The sequence below is a fragment of the Arthrobacter sp. SLBN-112 genome, from assembly GCF_006715225.1.
Lineage (GTDB): Bacteria > Actinomycetota > Actinomycetes > Actinomycetales > Micrococcaceae > Arthrobacter.
The window spans coordinates 2,646,807-2,661,982 of record NZ_VFMU01000001.1 but is presented as its reverse complement, the minus strand read 5'-3'; the positions used below and the strand labels follow the sequence as shown (position 1 = coordinate 2,661,982).

The 15,176-nt window shown below is 67.8% G+C and carries 14 protein-coding genes; 5 read left to right on the top strand and 9 right to left on the bottom strand.

All coding sequences use genetic code 11. The features are described from left to right. Nucleotide 1: 1 nt before the first annotated feature. Nucleotides 2-937, bottom strand: coding sequence for a tRNA pseudouridine(55) synthase TruB (gene truB, locus FBY33_RS12310; RefSeq protein ID WP_142030819.1), 936 nt, complete (start codon nucleotides 935-937; stop codon nucleotides 2-4). A gap of 101 nt (nucleotides 938-1,038) precedes the next feature. On the opposite strand from truB, the gene FBY33_RS12305 reads away from it, so the two are divergent. After that, nucleotides 1,039-2,241, top strand: a complete 1,203-nt coding sequence (locus FBY33_RS12305) for a pyridoxal phosphate-dependent aminotransferase (RefSeq protein ID WP_200831372.1) — start codon at nucleotides 1,039-1,041, stop codon at nucleotides 2,239-2,241. Here the strand turns inward: FBY33_RS12305 and trxA are convergent. Together trxA and FBY33_RS12295 are read right to left on the bottom strand one after the other, a co-directional pair. Beyond that, entirely contained in the window at nucleotides 2,238-2,675 is a 438-nt protein-coding gene (gene trxA / locus FBY33_RS12300; protein WP_142030817.1) for a thioredoxin, read from the bottom strand. The two genes, FBY33_RS12305 and trxA, sit on opposite strands and share 4 nt — an antisense overlap. Nucleotides 2,676-2,677: 2 nt before the next feature. Further along, nucleotides 2,678-3,199 carry a nucleoside deaminase gene (locus tag FBY33_RS12295; protein ID WP_235010552.1) on the bottom strand — a complete coding sequence of 174 codons (522 nt, stop codon included), beginning with the start codon at nucleotides 3,197-3,199 and terminating at the stop codon, nucleotides 2,678-2,680. A gap of 174 nt (nucleotides 3,200-3,373) precedes the next feature. Here FBY33_RS12295 and FBY33_RS12290 point away from each other — a divergent pair, with 174 nt between their 5' ends. Then, on the top strand, nucleotides 3,374-4,516 hold the full coding sequence (locus tag FBY33_RS12290; RefSeq protein ID WP_142030816.1) for a ScyD/ScyE family protein: 1,143 nt from the start codon (nucleotides 3,374-3,376) through the stop codon (nucleotides 4,514-4,516). A gap of 75 nt (nucleotides 4,517-4,591) precedes the next feature. On the opposite strand, the gene rbfA is transcribed toward FBY33_RS12290, so the two are convergent. The 5 genes from rbfA to rimP all read right to left on the bottom strand — a co-directional run bounded on the left by rbfA (nucleotide 4,592) and on the right by rimP (nucleotide 10,542). Further along, entirely contained in the window at nucleotides 4,592-5,101 is a 510-nt protein-coding gene (rbfA, locus tag FBY33_RS12285; protein ID WP_142030815.1) for a 30S ribosome-binding factor RbfA, read from the bottom strand. 248 nt (nucleotides 5,102-5,349) lie between these two features. Then, nucleotides 5,350-8,271: a translation initiation factor IF-2 gene (infB, locus tag FBY33_RS12280; protein ID WP_142030814.1), complete on the bottom strand. Its 2,922-nt coding sequence runs from the start codon at nucleotides 8,269-8,271 to the stop codon at nucleotides 5,350-5,352. Between the two features lie 152 nt (nucleotides 8,272-8,423). Further along, a complete protein-coding gene (locus tag FBY33_RS12275; RefSeq protein ID WP_142030813.1) occupies nucleotides 8,424-8,786 on the bottom strand; it encodes a YlxR family protein in 363 nt (120 codons plus the stop codon). 164 nt (nucleotides 8,787-8,950) lie between these two features. After that, nucleotides 8,951-9,931 carry a transcription termination factor NusA gene (gene nusA, locus FBY33_RS12270; protein WP_142030812.1) on the bottom strand — a complete coding sequence of 327 codons (981 nt, stop codon included), beginning with the start codon at nucleotides 9,929-9,931 and terminating at the stop codon, nucleotides 8,951-8,953. Then, on the bottom strand, nucleotides 9,931-10,542 hold the full coding sequence (gene rimP, locus FBY33_RS12265) for a ribosome maturation factor RimP (protein WP_142030811.1): 612 nt from the start codon (nucleotides 10,540-10,542) through the stop codon (nucleotides 9,931-9,933). Before rimP ends, nusA begins: the two co-directional genes overlap by 1 nt. Nucleotides 10,543-10,681: 139 nt before the next feature. Between rimP and FBY33_RS12260 the strand changes: the two genes are divergently transcribed. From FBY33_RS12260 to FBY33_RS12250, 3 genes are all read left to right on the top strand, one after another. Then, on the top strand, nucleotides 10,682-11,800 hold the full coding sequence (locus tag FBY33_RS12260; RefSeq protein WP_142032826.1) for a DUF4439 domain-containing protein: 1,119 nt from the start codon (nucleotides 10,682-10,684) through the stop codon (nucleotides 11,798-11,800). A 95-nt stretch (nucleotides 11,801-11,895) separates the two neighbouring features. After that, nucleotides 11,896-12,663 (top strand): VIT1/CCC1 transporter family protein, encoded by a 768-nt coding sequence (locus FBY33_RS12255; protein WP_142030810.1) that lies wholly within the window; start codon nucleotides 11,896-11,898, stop codon nucleotides 12,661-12,663. A 64-nt stretch (nucleotides 12,664-12,727) separates the two neighbouring features. Beyond that, nucleotides 12,728-13,750: an aminoglycoside phosphotransferase family protein gene (locus tag FBY33_RS12250; RefSeq protein WP_442858330.1), complete on the top strand. Its 1,023-nt coding sequence runs from the start codon at nucleotides 12,728-12,730 to the stop codon at nucleotides 13,748-13,750. A gap of 31 nt (nucleotides 13,751-13,781) precedes the next feature. Here FBY33_RS12250 and FBY33_RS12245 read toward each other — a convergent pair whose 3' ends face one another. Further along, complete coding sequence (locus FBY33_RS12245) at nucleotides 13,782-15,173, bottom strand: pyridoxal phosphate-dependent decarboxylase family protein (protein ID WP_142030808.1); 1,392 nt, start codon at nucleotides 15,171-15,173, stop codon at nucleotides 13,782-13,784. Between the last annotated feature and the right edge of the window lie 3 nt (nucleotides 15,174-15,176).

The following is a 15,176-nucleotide window of genomic DNA, read 5'->3' as shown; positions in this document are numbered from 1 at the left end:
TTTAGGCCTCCGCGGCGGCGGTTGCGGCAGCGCCGGAGCCGGGGGCGAAGACGAGCACCGGCTTGGCGTAGCTGCCGGCGTCGGCCAGAAGGGCCACCAGGTTTCCGTCGGGGGCGAAGGCAGCGGCGGGATGTTCGGGGGTGGCAGCGCCGGGAGCGCCGGGAGCGGCCCCGGCAGCAATGCGCCGCCCGAAGGAAATTTCCGTGGTTTCCTCGGCGCTGAGTTCGCGGTTGGGCATCAGCGCGCGGGCAGCCTGCGACATTTCCAGGACGTTGAGCTCCTCGGCCAGCTGTTCAAGAGTGCGCGCCTGATCGAGGGAATAGGGGCCCACGTGGGTCCTGCGGAGGGCGGTGAGGTGTCCTCCGACGCCGAGGGCATTGCCAAGGTCCCGGGCCAGGGCACGGATGTACGTGCCCGAGGAGCACTCGACGGTGACGTCGAGGTCAACCACATCCGCTTCCGTGTCCCACCGAATGGCGTGTACCTCGAAACGGTGGATGGTGACGGGGCGTGCGGCAAGCTTCACGTCCTCGCCCGACCGCACGCGGGCGTAGGCGCGTTCGCCGTTCACCTTGATGGCGCTGACGCTGCTGGGCACCTGCTGGATGTCGCCCGTGAGGGCCGCGACGCCGTCGTAAATTGCCTGCTCGCTGACGCCGGACGTGCCGGCCGTGGCGGTGACTTCCCCTTCCGCGTCATCGGTGACGGTGGACTGGCCCAGCCGGATGGTGGCGGTGTAGGTCTTGGAGGTGCCCACGATGTAGGTCAGCAGCCGCGTGGCCTTGTTGATGCCGACCACCAGCACGCCGGTGGCCATCGGGTCCAGGGTTCCTGCGTGCCCCACTTTCCGGGTCCCTGCGAGGCGCCGCATCCGGCCAACCACATCATGGCTGGTCCATCCCTGCGGCTTGTCCACTATCACCAGTCCAGAAAGCACGCCTCCCAGTATATCGGCGCTGGTAGGCCCGTCTGCCCACCCGCCGGGTCCGGTACCGCACGCTCCACGGCAGTCCCGCACCGCCCGTTAGGATGGCTGGCATGCCTGAGCTTGCCGCCCATGTCCGCGACGTGCCCGTCAACCAGATCCGCGAGATCACCGAGGCCGCGTGGCGTACTCCCGGTGCCATTGTCCTGAGCATCGGGGAGCCGGGGTTCCCGCTCCCCCGCCATGTCCTGGACGCAGGCATCGCCTGCCTGGACCGCGACGAAACCAACTACACGCCCAACGCCGGGATCCCGGCCCTTCGTGAAGCGTTCGCTGCCAGGTTCCGGGAAGAACAGGGAGTGGACGTCGGCGCTGACCGCGTTTACGTGGTGTCCGGTGCGCAGCAGGGGCTGCACTTCGCCATGAGCCTGCTGCTCTCCCCCGGGGACGAAATCCTGATCCCCAACCCGGGCTACCCCACCTTCGCCATGACCAGCCGGCTGCTCAATGCCGTCCCTGTGGGCTATCCGCTGCACCCCGAACACGGCTTCCAGCCGCTAGTAGCCGATGTGGAGGCGCTGATCAGCAGCCGCACCCGGGTGCTGGTCCTCAACTCCCCCTCCAACCCGCTCGGCGCCGTGCTGGGTGAAGAAGTGGTCCGGGAACTCATGGATTTGGCCCGTCGGCACGACATCTGGGTGGTCTCGGACGAGTGCTACGAGGCGTTCACCTACGATGTGCCCCACGTCAGCCCGGCAAGGTTCGACGGCGGCACCGCGGCGGATGCGCGCGTGTTCACGTCGCTGACACTGTCCAAGACCTACGGCCTGACCGGGCTGCGCATCGGCGCCCTGGTCTGCCCGCCAGGGCTCAAACAGAAGATGGACAACGTCATGGAATCGATCGTCTCGTGCGTGGCCTCTGCGCCGCAGTATGCGGCGCTGGCGGCGCTGACCGGGCCGCAGGACTACGTCCGGCACGCCCACCAGCACTACCGGGAGAACCGGGACGCCGCCTCTGCGGTGCTGGCAGCGAAGGGGATCCGGTACCTTCCGGCGCAGGGCGCGTTCTACCTGTGGGCTGATATGTCCCATGTGAGCGGCGGGGATGTGCGGGCCTGGGTTCGGCGTTTCCTCGCAGACTCCGGCGTGGCGCTGGCTCCGGGGACCGCTTTCGGCTCCATTGGCGAGGGGTGGGTCCGGATCGCGCTGTGCGGCCGGAAACAGGATCTGCTGGATGGGCTGTCCCGGCTTCCGGCGCCCGGCCGTAGACCGGCGGGGCCGGTGCTGGGCCTCGAGCGCTGCGAGCTTAGCTAGCTGCGGGCGCCGGCGAGGGCCTTGTCGAGCCAGGAACGGAGGACCTGCGCGGGTGCGGCGCCGGCCTGGCGCGCTGCCACCTTTCCGTCAACGAGCACCATCAAGGTGGGAATGGCCTGCACATCGAACCGCTGCGACAGGCCCGGAGACGTGTCCACATCCACCTTCACCAGCTTGATCTTCCCGGGCCGTTCCCGGGCCAGCTTGTCCAGGACCGGGCTGACCATGCGGCAGGGTCCGCACCAGGCGGCCCAGAAGTCGACCAGCACCGGAACCGGGGATTGCTCCGCCACGGCCGCGAAGTCGCTGTCGCCTGCGGATACGATCCAGGGCAGGTCCGCCTTGCAGTTGCCGCAGCGCGGGTGGCCCGAAGCCCTGGCCGGAACCCGGTTGGTCTTGCCGCAGGCCGGGCAGCTCAAGAGTGTGGGTTCCATGGCTAATATTCCTTCCTGCTGTCAAAGGCGCGCCACGCCTGGAAGGGGACGTCCGACGTCGGGATGTCACCCTTGGTGACCGGCATCAGCTCTGGCGCCGCGCCACTGAAGTAGTCGTAGAACAGTGCGTCATCGAAGCCTGCCGCCGCGGCCCCGTGCCGGTCCGCTGCGTAGTAGACGCGGCCGACCCTGGCCCACAAGGCGGACGCCAGGCACATGGGGCACGGCTCGCAGCTTGCGTAGAGGACCGAACCGGTGAGATCGAAATCGGCTGCAGCGGCGGCCGCCGCCCGGATGGCCACCACTTCCGCGTGGGCGGTGGGGTCGTTATCCCTGGTCACCCTGTTGACTCCGGTATGGATGCGTCCGTCCGGCGTGACCACCACCGCACCGAATGGTCCGCCGCCTTCCGCGACGTTGCGCGTGGCCAGTTCCACGGCCTGTTCAAGGTATTGAGCCTGCCCAGGATGCTGGGCAGATTCGGGGTGCTGCAAGCCCCTGTTGCCGTGGTCTGCGGACGTCATAGCACGATCCTAGCCACAGGTGCCCCGTTGGGGGACGAAAAGGGGGCCAGAAAGGGGGGATGCCCCCAACGACTACCCGCTGGTAGGGGCCTACGCTTGCGCCGGGGGATCATTTCGCCTCTGCGGAGGCTTCATATCCAGCCCGCAAGGGCATCTCGCACCCCGGAGTACCCAATGAAACGACAACTCACCTTTATCGCCTGTGTGGCCGCCGCCAGCATGGTGCAGGCCGCACCGGCCTTCGCATCCAGCCACAACCCGGATTATGAGGTCATGGCAACCGGCCTCGTTTCGCCCCTCCATCTCGCGGTGGGCAGTGGTGAATCTGCCCGCGTCAGCCAGGATTTCGCCGGCATCCTCACCCGCGTGGAGCACGACGGCGATCGCGAGGACATCCATACCGCGGAGAAGGGCTGGGAAGTCGCCGGGCTGGATATCCACGATGGCATGACGTATTTCCTGGAGAGTACCGGAGCCGGGCAGGGGGATCCTGCAGCTCTCCAGGGCTACCTCAAGTCCATTGACTCCAAGGGTCATGTGGACACCATCGCCAACTTCGCGGACTACGAACGGAAGCACAACCCCGACGGTGACCAGCACTACGGCTTCGAGCCAGATGTCAGTGACACGTGCCTGGCGGACTGGCCGGCCTTCCCGCCCGCCCGGTACACAGGAGCGGTGGATTCCCACCCGTACGCCCTGGCAGTCAAAGGCAATACTGCCTATGTGGCTGATGCCGGCATGAACGCGATCCTCAAGGTGAATCTTTCATCAGGCGCCATTTCGACGCTGGCGGTCCTGCCGCCAAGGCCAGCCAAGGTCCCGGCCGGCCTTCAGATCCCCGTCGACATGCAGGGCCACACCGTGCCGGTACCTGAATGTGTTGTCGGCGAGAAGTACGCCTTCGAACCCGTTCCCACCGACGTTGAAATAGGGCCGGACGGCTGGCTGTACGTCACGTCCTTGCCTGGTGGCCCGGAAGGACCGGAAATGGGTCCGCGCGGTGCCGTCTTCAAGGTGAATCCGTGGAACGGTGACACGACTGTTTGGGCGGACCACATCCTGAGCCCCACCGGGCTGGCCGTGGCAGACAACGGGGACGTCTACGTGGCGTCACTGTTTGGTGGCGAAATCCTCAAGTTCACCGGCGATGCCGAGCGGTCACGTTTCCTTGCCGTGAACCAGCCCGCCGATGTTGAGTACAGGGATGGGGATGTCTTCGCCACGGTGGATGCACTGATGGGGCTGCAAGACCCTTCAGCGCCGGACGCTCCCGCGGCCACGCCTGCAGGCAGGGTCATCGAAGTCGACCGCTGACAGGCGGCAGCACCTATGCAACAGGACCCGGAGATGACTCCGGGTCCTGTTGTCATGCCGGCAAGCGCCAGCTGCCTACTTGTTGCCGTCCTCGTCGAGGTCTTCGTCGTCGCCGGGGTCCAGGTCCTCTTCGTCGAAGTCGTCCTCGTCGATATCCACGTCGGCCGCGGCATCGGACTTGTAGGGGTCCGCGTCGCCGGCGTGGCGGGCGTTGGCGGCAAGGGCAGCAACCTCGGCGTCCCGCTTCTTGGCCTCGCGCAGCAGTTCCTCCAGGTTGGAGGCGTTGACCGGAATCTGGTCAGCCACGAACTCAAGGGTGGGAGTCAGCCGGACGGTGATGTTCCGGCCAACTTCCTGCCGGAGCACACCCTTGGCCTTCTCAAGTCCCTTGGCAGCATCAGCCTGGACAGCCTGGTCGCCGAAGACGGTGTAATAAACGGTGGCGTGCTGCAGATCATTGGTCACGCGGGCATCAGTAACAGTGATGCCCTCCAGCCGGGGATCCTTGACCTTCCGGCCCAGAGCCTCAGCAACAACAACCTTAATCCGCTGCGCCAACTTGGCAGCACGTGCCGGATCAGCCATGAACAACTCCTAAAAAATATGGGACGCACGACGGCGGCCCGAGGGGGCCGATACGTACGTTTACGTTTTTGCCACCCACCTAAGGCGAGTGTAAGACGGGACTCCCGTCGGGATTTTTCCGGCGGCCTGGGAGTGGCATCGGGCCTGCCGAAGCTGGGTGGCCGACGTCGTAAGACGTTGGCCACCCAGCGAAGGGGCGGGGCCGCCGGAAAAATCCCGACGGCCCCGCACCAGTAGAGCATCAAGGTTTAGACGCGCGGCTTCTCACGCATCTCGAAGGTCTCGATGATGTCGCCTTCGGTGATGTCGTTGTACGAGCCAAGACCGATACCACATTCGAAGTCCGTGCGGACCTCGGTGGCGTCGTCCTTGAAGCGCTTGAGCGTCTCAACGGTGAGGTTGTCACCAATGACCTTGCCGTCGCGGCTGATCCGTGCCTTGGTGTTACGGCGGATGATGCCGGAGCGGACGATCGAGCCGGCGATGTTTCCGAACTTGGAGGAGCGGAAGACTTCGCGGACCTCGGCGGTGCCGAGCTGGACTTCTTCGTATTCCGGCTTGAGCATGCCCTTGAGCGCTGCCTCGATGTCATCGATTGCTGCGTAGATGACGGAGTAGAAGCGCATGTCCACGCCTTCGCGGTCTGCCAGTTCGGCAACCCGCTCGGCAGGCTTGACGTTGAAGCCGATGATGACGGCGGAGTCCACCGTTGCCAGGTTGACGTCGTTCTGCGTGATGGCACCCACGCCGCGGTGGATGACGCGCAGCTGCACGCCTTCCCCGACATCGATCTTGAGCAGCGCGTCTTCGAGGGCTTCCACGGCACCGGACACGTCACCCTTGAGGATGAGGTTGAGGGTGTCGATCTTGCCTTCGGCGACGGCCTGGTCGAAGTCTTCCAGGCTGATGCGCTTGCGGCGCTTGGCCAGGGCGGCGTTGCGGTCGGCGGCTTCGCGCTTCTCGGCGATCTGGCGGGCGGTGCGCTCGTCAGCGGTTACGAAGAAGGTGTCGCCGGCGCGCGGCACGTTGGACAGACCCAGCACCTGGACGGGGCGGGACGGGCCGGCCTCGGTCAGGGCGCTGCCGTCGTCGTCGAACATCGCACGGACGCGGCCGTGGGCCGTGCCTGCCACGATGGTGTCGCCGACGCGCAGCGTACCGGACTGCACCAGGACGGTGGCAACGGCACCGCGGCCCTTGTCCAGGTTGGCTTCGATCGCGATACCGCGGGCGTCCTTGTTCGGGTTGGCCCGCATGTCCAGGGCTGCGTCTGCGGTGAGCAGGACGGCCTCGAGCAGCTCGTCGATGTTGAGGTTCTGGCGGGCAGAGACCTCCACGAACATGGTGTCGCCACCGTATTCCTCGGGAACCAGGCCGTATTCGGTCAGCTGGCCGCGGACCTTCTCCGGGTTGGCGCCTTCCTTGTCGATCTTGTTCACTGCCACGACGATCGGCACGTTGGCCGCCTGGGCGTGGTTGAGCGCTTCAACGGTCTGCGGCATTACGCCGTCGTCCGCTGCGACCACCAGGATGGCGATGTCGGTGACCTTCGCACCACGGGCACGCATGGCGGTGAACGCCTCGTGGCCCGGGGTATCGATGAAGGTGATCTTGCGGTCGTCGCCTTCGTGGTTGTGCGTGACCTGGTAGGCACCGATGTGCTGCGTGATGCCGCCGTGCTCGCCAGCCATGACGTCGGACTTGCGGATGGCATCGAGCAGGCGGGTCTTACCGTGGTCGACGTGGCCCATGACGGTGACAACCGGAGGACGTGCCTCGAGTTGCTCGTCGCCTTCGGCTTCCAGCTCGGCATCGAAGTCAATGTCGAACCCGGAGAGCAGCTCGCGCTCCTCGTCTTCCGGCGACACTACCTGGAGCTTGTAGCCCAGCTCCTCGCCCAGCAGGGCGAAGGTCTCCTCGTCCAGCGACTGCGTTGCCGTGGCCATTTCACCAAGGTGGAACAGCACGGTCACCAGTGCGGCGGGGTTTGCCTCGATCTTGTCGGCGAAGTCCGTGATGGACGAGCCGCGGCGGAGCCGGATGACGGTGTTGCCGTCGCCGCGGGGTACGCTCACGCCACCCAGCGACGGGGCACTCATCTGCTCAAGTTCCTGGCGCTTGGCGCGCTTGGACTTGCGCTGTTTGCCACGGCCTGCGCCGCCCTTGCCGAAGGCACCCTGGGTGCCGCCGCGGCCGCGGCCGCCCTTGCCGAAGCCACCACCGGCGGGAGCTCCGCCGCCGGCACCGGGACCGCCGGTTCCGGGTGCGCCGCCGGGACGTCCGGGACCGCGGCCGCCGCCACCGGGACGGCCTGCACCTGCGGGTGCGGGACGTTCAGTGCGGTTGGGCATCATGCCGGGAGTAGGACGGGGACCTCCGGGGCGGGGTGCACCCGGACGGGGTCCGCCTGCACCAGCCGCGGGACGGGGTCCACCTGCACCGGCTGCGGGACGCGGCCCGCCCGGACGGGGTCCGCCGGCACCGGCTGCGGGACGGGGGCCACCGGGGCGGTCGCCGTCGTTACGGCTGCCACCGGGACGGGGCATGCCCTGGGAGGTGGCAAAGGGGTTGTTGCCCGGACGCGGGGCGCGTTCACCGTCTCCGCCGCGGCCGCGGGGCATACCCTGCGAGGTGGCGAAGGGGTTGTTACCCGGACGGGGGCCGCCGGGACGGGGTCCGGACGCACCCGGTGCGGATCCACCCGGACGGGTGGACGGAGCCGGGGTGTCGGCCTTGGGTGCCGGGCGTGCACCGGGCTTGGCGCCGGTGGACGGAGCACCCGAGGTGGGCGCAGCCGAGGACGAAGCCGCAGGGGCGGCAGGCGCGGCAGCCGGCGCGGCCGGTGCTTCTGCCTGTGCGGGTGCGGCGGGAGCCGGTGCCTGCGCCTTGGGGGCCGGAGCCTTGGGCGCAGCAGGGCCGGGAGCCGGTGCTGAAGGACGTGATTCTGCTGCGGGAGCAGGTGCCTTGGGCGCAGCGGCGGGCGCTGCGGCCGGTGCCGCTGACTTGGCAGCGGCGTCGGGGAAGGCGTTGCGCAGTTTACGCACAACGGGGGCCTCAATGGTGGAAGAGGCGGAGCGAACAAATTCGCCCAGTTCCTGCAGTTTTGTCACTGCATCTTTGGAAGTAATACCGAGCTCTTTGGCGAGCTCATGTACGCGGACCTTGGCCACATTTCTCCTGTCTCGGTCCGCACCGAGCCAGGCACGAACCGTCTACTTCTTACTGCGGACCCCAGCCGCGAATACAGCGGAAGGGCCCATTGCAGAGCGCAACAAAGTTGTCATCGTTACGCACTCATCGCTGGGAACTCATCGGGTTTCCATCAGATTTCTGACCCGCTTTCAGGTTGGACGGTTGGTGTTGCAGCCACCGGGGCGGCGTAAACGTTCGGGCCTCGCGTGATCCGGTGTTCGACGGCGGCTGTTTCGGTTGCGCCCGGAAGGGCACGTCCGAATGCTCGCCGCTTGACCGCCAGAGCCAGGCACGATGCGCTGGGGTGCAGCCATGCACCCCGGCCAGACATCCGGCGTCGTTCATCCACCAGGACAGCGGTTGACCCGCTGCCTTCGGCGACGAGCCGGAGCAACTGCGACCGCGGGCCCTTCTTCCGGCAGCCGATGCAGGTACGTTCAGGCTGATTTCCGGTGGAAAGCACTTCTGCCACGGTTATCGTCCTGACGTTCATTCTGCTGGCCGCAGGTTTACCGCCTCCGCAGTCACGGAAACGAGCACGCCCAAGGCACACGGCTACCGGCCGTTAGGCGCGGTCTTGTCTATTCTAGCCCCTTTGGGCCGTTCTGCCCGAAACCGGGTGGCTGCCGCGTTGCGGAAGCCACCCCTCCCGGGACCTTACTTGTCGCGGGCCACCGCGGCGTCGGAGACGATGTCGATCCGCCAGCCGGTCAGCTTCGCCGCCAGCCGGGCGTTCTGGCCCTCCTTGCCGATGGCCAGGGACAGCTGGTAGTCAGGGACCACCACCCGGGCCGAACGCGTGGCCTCGTCCGTAATGGTGACCGAATTCACGCGCGACGGCGACAGTGCACTGGCAATGAAGGTGGCCGGGTTTTCGCTGAAGTCGACGATGTCGATCTTTTCGTCGTTCAACTCGGTCATCACTGCGCGGACGCGCGAGCCCATCTCACCGATGCAGGCACCCTTGGCGTTGATCCCCGGAGTGTTCGCCTTGACGGCAATCTTGGTGCGGTGGCCGGCTTCGCGTGCCAGGGCAACGATTTCCACCGAGTGGTCGGCGATCTCGGGTACTTCGAGCTCGAAGAGCTTGCGGACCAGGCCGGGATGGGACCGGGAGAGCGTGACGGACGGCCCCTTGGTACCTCGGTGCACGTCGATGACCAGGGCGCGCAGCCGGTTGCCGTGGATGTACTTCTCACCGGGAACCTGCTCGGGCGGCGGCAGGAGGGCCTCGAGCGAGCCGAGGTTGACCTGGATCATGTGCGGGTTGTTGCCCTGCTGGATGGTGCCGGACACCAACTCGCCTTCGCGGCCCTTGAATTCGCCCAGGACGTTATCGTCCTCAACATCGCGCAGGCGCTGCAGGATGATCTGGCGTGCGGTGCTGGCGGCGATCCGGCCGAATCCTTCCGGGGTGTCCTCGAATTCACCGATGGGTGCACCGTCGTCGTCAATCTCCACAGCCCAAATGGTGACGTGGCCGCTCTTGCGGTCCAGCTCGGCGCGCGCTTTCTCGAAGGCGCCGGGTGACTTGTGGTAGGCCACCAGGAGCGCCTGCTCGATGGTGGGGATCAGGAGGTCCAGCGGGATTTCACGCTCACGCTCCAAAAGTCTCAGTGCGCTCATGTCAATATCCATCAGGCCTCCTCAGAAGGTCCATTGTGTTCAGGTTCCAGACCATCCTCGGGGAGGTGGCTGAATTCGATCTCGACTTTTCCGTTGCGGATCCTGTCGAAAGGAAGTTTTACGGGTTCGCCCTGGCGGGGCTTCATGCCCTTCTTGACGGCGACTTCGGGGACCAGGGTGACTCCCCCATCGTCCACGGACTGGATGCGTCCGGTGATGTTCTCGCCCTGGATGACGTTCACCTTGGCCATCCGGCCCCGGGCGCGGTACCAGTGGCGGGGTTCCGTCAGCGGGCGTCCGACGCCGGGTGAAGACACTTCGAGGTCGTAGGGACGGCCGTCGTCGTTGGGATCGTTGTCCAGCACATCCGAGAGCACCTTGGAGATGTCCGCAATGACGTCCAGGCTGACCCCGCCGCTTTCCTCCTGCGGGAGGTCCACCACTACATGGACCACGCGGTGCGAGCCGGGAATAATGGCCACGTCCTCCAGGTACAGGCGGTTGGCCTGGACGGCGGGTTCCAGGAGGGCCCGCAGCCGGGCAGCTTCGGGGTTGTGGGCCGGCGCGGATCCGCTTCCCGTACCGGTATGGTCTGGTGAAGCCGTGGCTTCTGCATTGCTCACGATGCCGGCCGCCTCCCTATAGATGATGTGGTGTTTACTAGCGTAGCTATTTTACCGGCCCAACGGTGCACCCGGGTGCCCCTTCACCGTGACACCATGGTCTGTTGTGAAAGACCGCCGCCAGGACAGCAGCCCGCGCATGCGCCCGTTCCGTTTTGCCGTCCTTGGCCTTGCCGTTCTGGTTGTCCTGAGCCTCGGTTTCGCCCTGAATCCCGCGGAAAAGCCGGCACCTGCCCCGCCTTCGTTCTCCGAGCGCGCACGGGCGGCGGCGTTGAGCGAGGCGATGGACCTGCGCGCTGCCGGGGTGGAGCTGGCCTCCGCCGGCCCGGCCGAATCCACCGCAGTGGAGCCGGTTGTGACCTTGCTGACCATCCAGGCCAGGGCACTGTCCGGCCCCGCTTCGGACTCCAGCCCGGCGTCGGCGTCGCCATCTTCCACCGGCGGCCTTCCCAGCGCCGGCCTTTCGACAGCCGGTGCTCCTGCTGCCGGCCTCCAATCCGCCGCAGAACTTGTCCAGGCGCTGGCCAACAGTGGCACCGCCCGCGTCAAGGACGCGGAGACGGCCGACGGCGGCATGGCGCGCCTCCTCGCGGGTACCGGCACTGCACAGCTCCTCGCGGCCGGACGTCTTGCCGCTGCAACAGGGGTACCGGCACCGCAGGGACCGGCAGGAACCCCGGAAGAGGCTGCCGCGGCTACAGCAACTGCTTCCCTCTGCCCGTCGTTGTCGGAGCCGGCTGCCGCCCCGAAGGCCGCCGGGCCGGACGCTCCCGCAAGTGCGGGCCGGGCACTGGCCGCTGCCATCACCGCGGAGCAGCAGGCCGCCTACGGCTACCAGGCGGCACTCCCCCGCCTGGCGCCCGCGGAGGCGGGCCCGGCGTCGGAATTCCTGCTCCGGCACAAGGAACAGGCCGCAGCCGCGGCCGAACGCCTCCGGTCCGCCTGCGGGGCGCCCCTGCCGCAACAGCCGGGGTATGTGCTTGAGCCAGGCTTTCTGGCTGCACCGGCGGCCGGCTTGGGCAAGCTCGAGGCAGCCACGCTGGCGGCCTACGGGGACGTCGTGGCGGTGTCCCAGGGCCAGGACCGGAGGTGGGCATTGTCAGCGCTGCAGTCCGCCGCGGGCCGGGCCCAGCGGTGGGGCGCAGATCCAGGACCCGTTCCCGGGCTGCGACTGGATATTGACCAACTGCCGCCCCTTCCTGCCGGCGCTGCCCTGCCTACTCGAGACGGCGCACCGTACTCGCCTGCCGCTCCCTGAACCCTGGTGGTCAGCGGCTCTCCTCCGAACCCCCGCCGGCAAGTAAGGCCACCTCGAGGCTGGCACTGGGCAGGCGGGAATGGTTTGCTGAGGGGATGAACGCGGACGATCCGGCCGATGCTCCGGGAGCCAGTGCAGCCAACCAGGGACTGAACAGCCACCTCGAGACCGAACCACACGGCAACGACATCGCGCACCGGCTGAACTGGCTCCGTGCCGGCGTCCTGGGCGCCAATGACGGCATCGTTTCCGTCGCCGCGATTGTGGTGGGCGTGGCCGGGGCCACTGCCGAGACCGGCCCTATCCTGGCGGCGGGTGCGGCCGGGCTCGTGGGCGGTGCGGTGTCCATGGCCTTGGGTGAATATGTATCGGTCAGCAGCCAAAGCGACAGCCAGCGGGCCCTGATCGAGAAGGAACGGCGCGAACTCGAGGAAGAACCGGAAGCGGAACTGGCAGAACTGACGGCGATCTACCAGGCCAAGGGCCTCACCCCTGAAACAGCCTCCAAGGTTGCCCGGGAGTTGACGGCCCACGATGTGCTGGCCGCGCACCTGTCCGCCGAACTCAACATTGATGAGGCGGACATCGTCAGCCCCTGGCACGCGGCTTTCGCCTCCGCCATCGCGTTCACCATCGGGGCCGTCCTGCCCATGCTAGCCATCCTGCTTCCGCCACCGGAGATCCGTGTTCCGCTGACCTTCGTTTCAGTCCTGGTGGCCCTGGCCCTGACGGGTGCCCTCGGTGCGTGGATCGGCGGCGGTTCGAAAGTCCGGGCGGCCGTGCGCGTGGTGGTTGGCGGTGCCCTGGCGCTCGCCGCAACCTTCCTGATCGGCAACCTGCTCGGCGCCTCCGGCGTTGTCTGATCCGATGCTTCCTGACTCGACAGTTCCGGACCCGGCAGGGCCTGGCCCCGGCGTAAGTGGTTCTGTGGCAGCCGTCTCCATCCCGCCGGACCTTTCGGCCCGCTACGCCCGCACCAGTGAAGGAAGGGCGTGGCTTGCCCGCCTCCCGGGCCTGCTGCAGGAGCGCCTGGCGCAGTGGCACCTCGAGGTGGACCTGGCGCCCGGGACCATGCCGTGGAACGGCCATGGCGGCCTGGTGGTACCGGTGCGGCGGCAGGACGGGTTGCCGGCAGCCCTCAAAATCGCTTTTCCCCACGACGAGGCCAAGGTGGAGCGGCATGCCCTGGCCCTTTGGGATGGCCGCGGCGCTGTTGGGCTGTTGGCCTCGGATGCCGGGTCGTGTGCCATGCTCCTGGAACGCCTCGATGCCGGCCGGACCCTGGCGGACCTGGGGTTGGACGACGCCGTGCAGGTGTGGGGCGGGCTGGTGCGGCAACTGGGCATTGCCCCCGACCACCGGCCGGAGTGGCGGGAGTTCGGCCACATCGCGGCCCGGGCCGAACAGTGGAGTGATGATCTTCCAGCCGACTGGGAGCAGCTGGGCCGGCCGTTTCCCAGGTGGCTGTTGGAGGCGGCGCTGGAGGTCTGCCAGACGCGCGGCGCGGTGGGACGCCGGTCCGCCCGCGACCTCCTGGTCCACACGGACCTGCATTTCCTGAACATCCTGGCCCGCCCCGGTACAGCCGAGCTGGACGGCACGCCGGCACCGGCTGCTTACGCAGCGATCGATCCTCAGCCAATGATCGGCGAGCCGGAGTTCGCGGTTGCGCCGCTGCTGTGGAACCGCCTTGGGGAGCTGCCGGCGGTCCAAGCCGGGCCGGCGCTGCTCAGGCGCTGTCACGACTTCAGTACTGCCGCCGGGCTGGACCCTGAGGTTGCCCGGCAATGGGGCGTGGCCAGGGAGGTGGAGAATGCACTGACGTACGCCGCCCATGGCCACCCCGGCGACCTGGCCAGGTCCCTCTGGGTCGCCAGCACCCTCGCCGGCGGCACAATGGCGGACCTGCCGCATCCCCATGCTCTGCCGGAACCCGGACAGGGCGGATAGGCAGGGGCGGCTAGACCCCGGCGAAAAGGAGTTAAGCGCTCCGCACGGCGGCCAGGGCTGACCGGACAGCGTCCACCGCCGCGGCCACCTCCCCGCCGGATGTCTGCCAGTTGCTTACCGAAACCCGGAGAATATCGCGGTCCCGCCAACGTGAGCCGGACATCCACACTTTTCCCTCCTCGATGACCCGGGCGGTGACCGCGCGGGTGGTGTCGTCGTCGCCGAAGGCCAGGCACACCTGGGTGTAGACGACGTCGTTGAGCACCTCCACACCGTCCAGGCCCGCCATGCCCCCGGCAATTGCGGTGGCGGCGGCGGCAAGTCCACCCACCTGTGCTGCCACCCCATCCCGGCCCAGGCTTTTCAGGGCGGCCCAGACCGGAACTCCCCGCGCCCGCCGCGAGAGTTCGGGGACCTTCTCGAAGGGGTCGCCCGGGCCTTCTGCGTCGTGGACCAGGTAGCTCGCGTGAAGACCCATCGCCGTTCGCAGGGCCGACGGGTCCCTGACGACGGCGATGCCGCAGTCGTAGGGCACGTTCAGGGTCTTGTGGGCATCCGTGCCCCATGAGTCGGCTTCCCCGCAGCCGCGCACAAGGTGCCGCAGTTCCGGCGCGGCGGCCGCCCACAGCCCGAAGGCACCGTCAACGTGCACCCAGGCACCATGTTTGCGCGCGACGGCGATGGCCTCGGTAAAGGGATCGAAGGCACCGGAGTGCAGGTTCCCAGCCTGGAGGCATACCAGGGCGGGGCCGGTGCCCGCGGCAAGGGCAGCGTCCAGTGCGGCGGGTACCAGGCGGCCCTGCCCGTCGGCGTCCACCTGCGTGGGCTGGCCCAGGCCCAGATAGCGCAAGCCAAGGTCCACGGTGTCGTGCCGTTCCCGTCCCACGAAGCAGCGGATCCGCGGCGCGCCGAAGAGGCCATCCCGGTCCAGGTCCCAGCCGGCGTCGGCGAGCAGCCGCCAGCGGGCGGCCGCCATTCCGGTGAAATTTGCCATGGTCGCGCCGGTGACGAATCCGACGTCGGCAGTGGATGGCAGGCCCAGCAGCTCCAGCACCCACTGCCCGGCGGCTTCCTCGATGGCCGCGGTGGCCGGGGTTGCATACCGGATGGCTGCGTTCTGGTCCCAGGCGCTAACCAACCAGTCCGAGGCCAGGGCAGCGGGCAGGGTGCCGCCAATAACCCATCCGAAGAACCGGCCGGAGGGCATGGCCATGAGCCCGGGTTCGGCCGCGGTGGCCAGGAAGTCGATCACATCAGCCGCCGGCATGCCTTTCCGCGGCAGCGGCCCGCCAAACACACTGGCGAGTTCGGGGGCGTGCAGGCTGGGCCCCACCGGGCGGTGCGGGAGGGTGGCCAGCCAGGCCTGCGAGTGCCCGGCTGCGGCCGCCAGTGCCGCGGCATACTCTTCGTCGCCGTGTGCCATACC

Coding starts and splice junctions, on each gene's coding strand:
- FBY33_RS12290 (WP_142030816.1), top strand. CDS start 3,374: ATGAAACGACAACTCACCTTTATCGCCTGTGTGGCCGCCGCCAGCATG.
- FBY33_RS12245 (WP_142030808.1), bottom strand. CDS start 15,173: ATGGCACACGGCGACGAAGAGTATGCCGCGGCACTGGCGGCCGCAGCC.
- FBY33_RS12275 (WP_142030813.1), bottom strand. CDS start 8,786: ATGAACGTCAGGACGATAACCGTGGCAGAAGTGCTTTCCACCGGAAAT.
- FBY33_RS12305 (WP_200831372.1), top strand. CDS start 1,039: ATGCCTGAGCTTGCCGCCCATGTCCGCGACGTGCCCGTCAACCAGATC.
- rbfA (WP_142030815.1), bottom strand. CDS start 5,101: ATGGCTGATCCGGCACGTGCTGCCAAGTTGGCGCAGCGGATTAAGGTT.
- trxA (WP_142030817.1), bottom strand. CDS start 2,675: ATGGAACCCACACTCTTGAGCTGCCCGGCCTGCGGCAAGACCAACCGG.
- nusA (WP_142030812.1), bottom strand. CDS start 9,931: ATGGATATTGACATGAGCGCACTGAGACTTTTGGAGCGTGAGCGTGAA.
- FBY33_RS12260 (WP_142032826.1), top strand. CDS start 10,682: ATGCGCCCGTTCCGTTTTGCCGTCCTTGGCCTTGCCGTTCTGGTTGTC.
- FBY33_RS12295 (WP_235010552.1), bottom strand. CDS start 3,199: ATGACGTCCGCAGACCACGGCAACAGGGGCTTGCAGCACCCCGAATCT.
- FBY33_RS12255 (WP_142030810.1), top strand. CDS start 11,896: ATGAACGCGGACGATCCGGCCGATGCTCCGGGAGCCAGTGCAGCCAAC.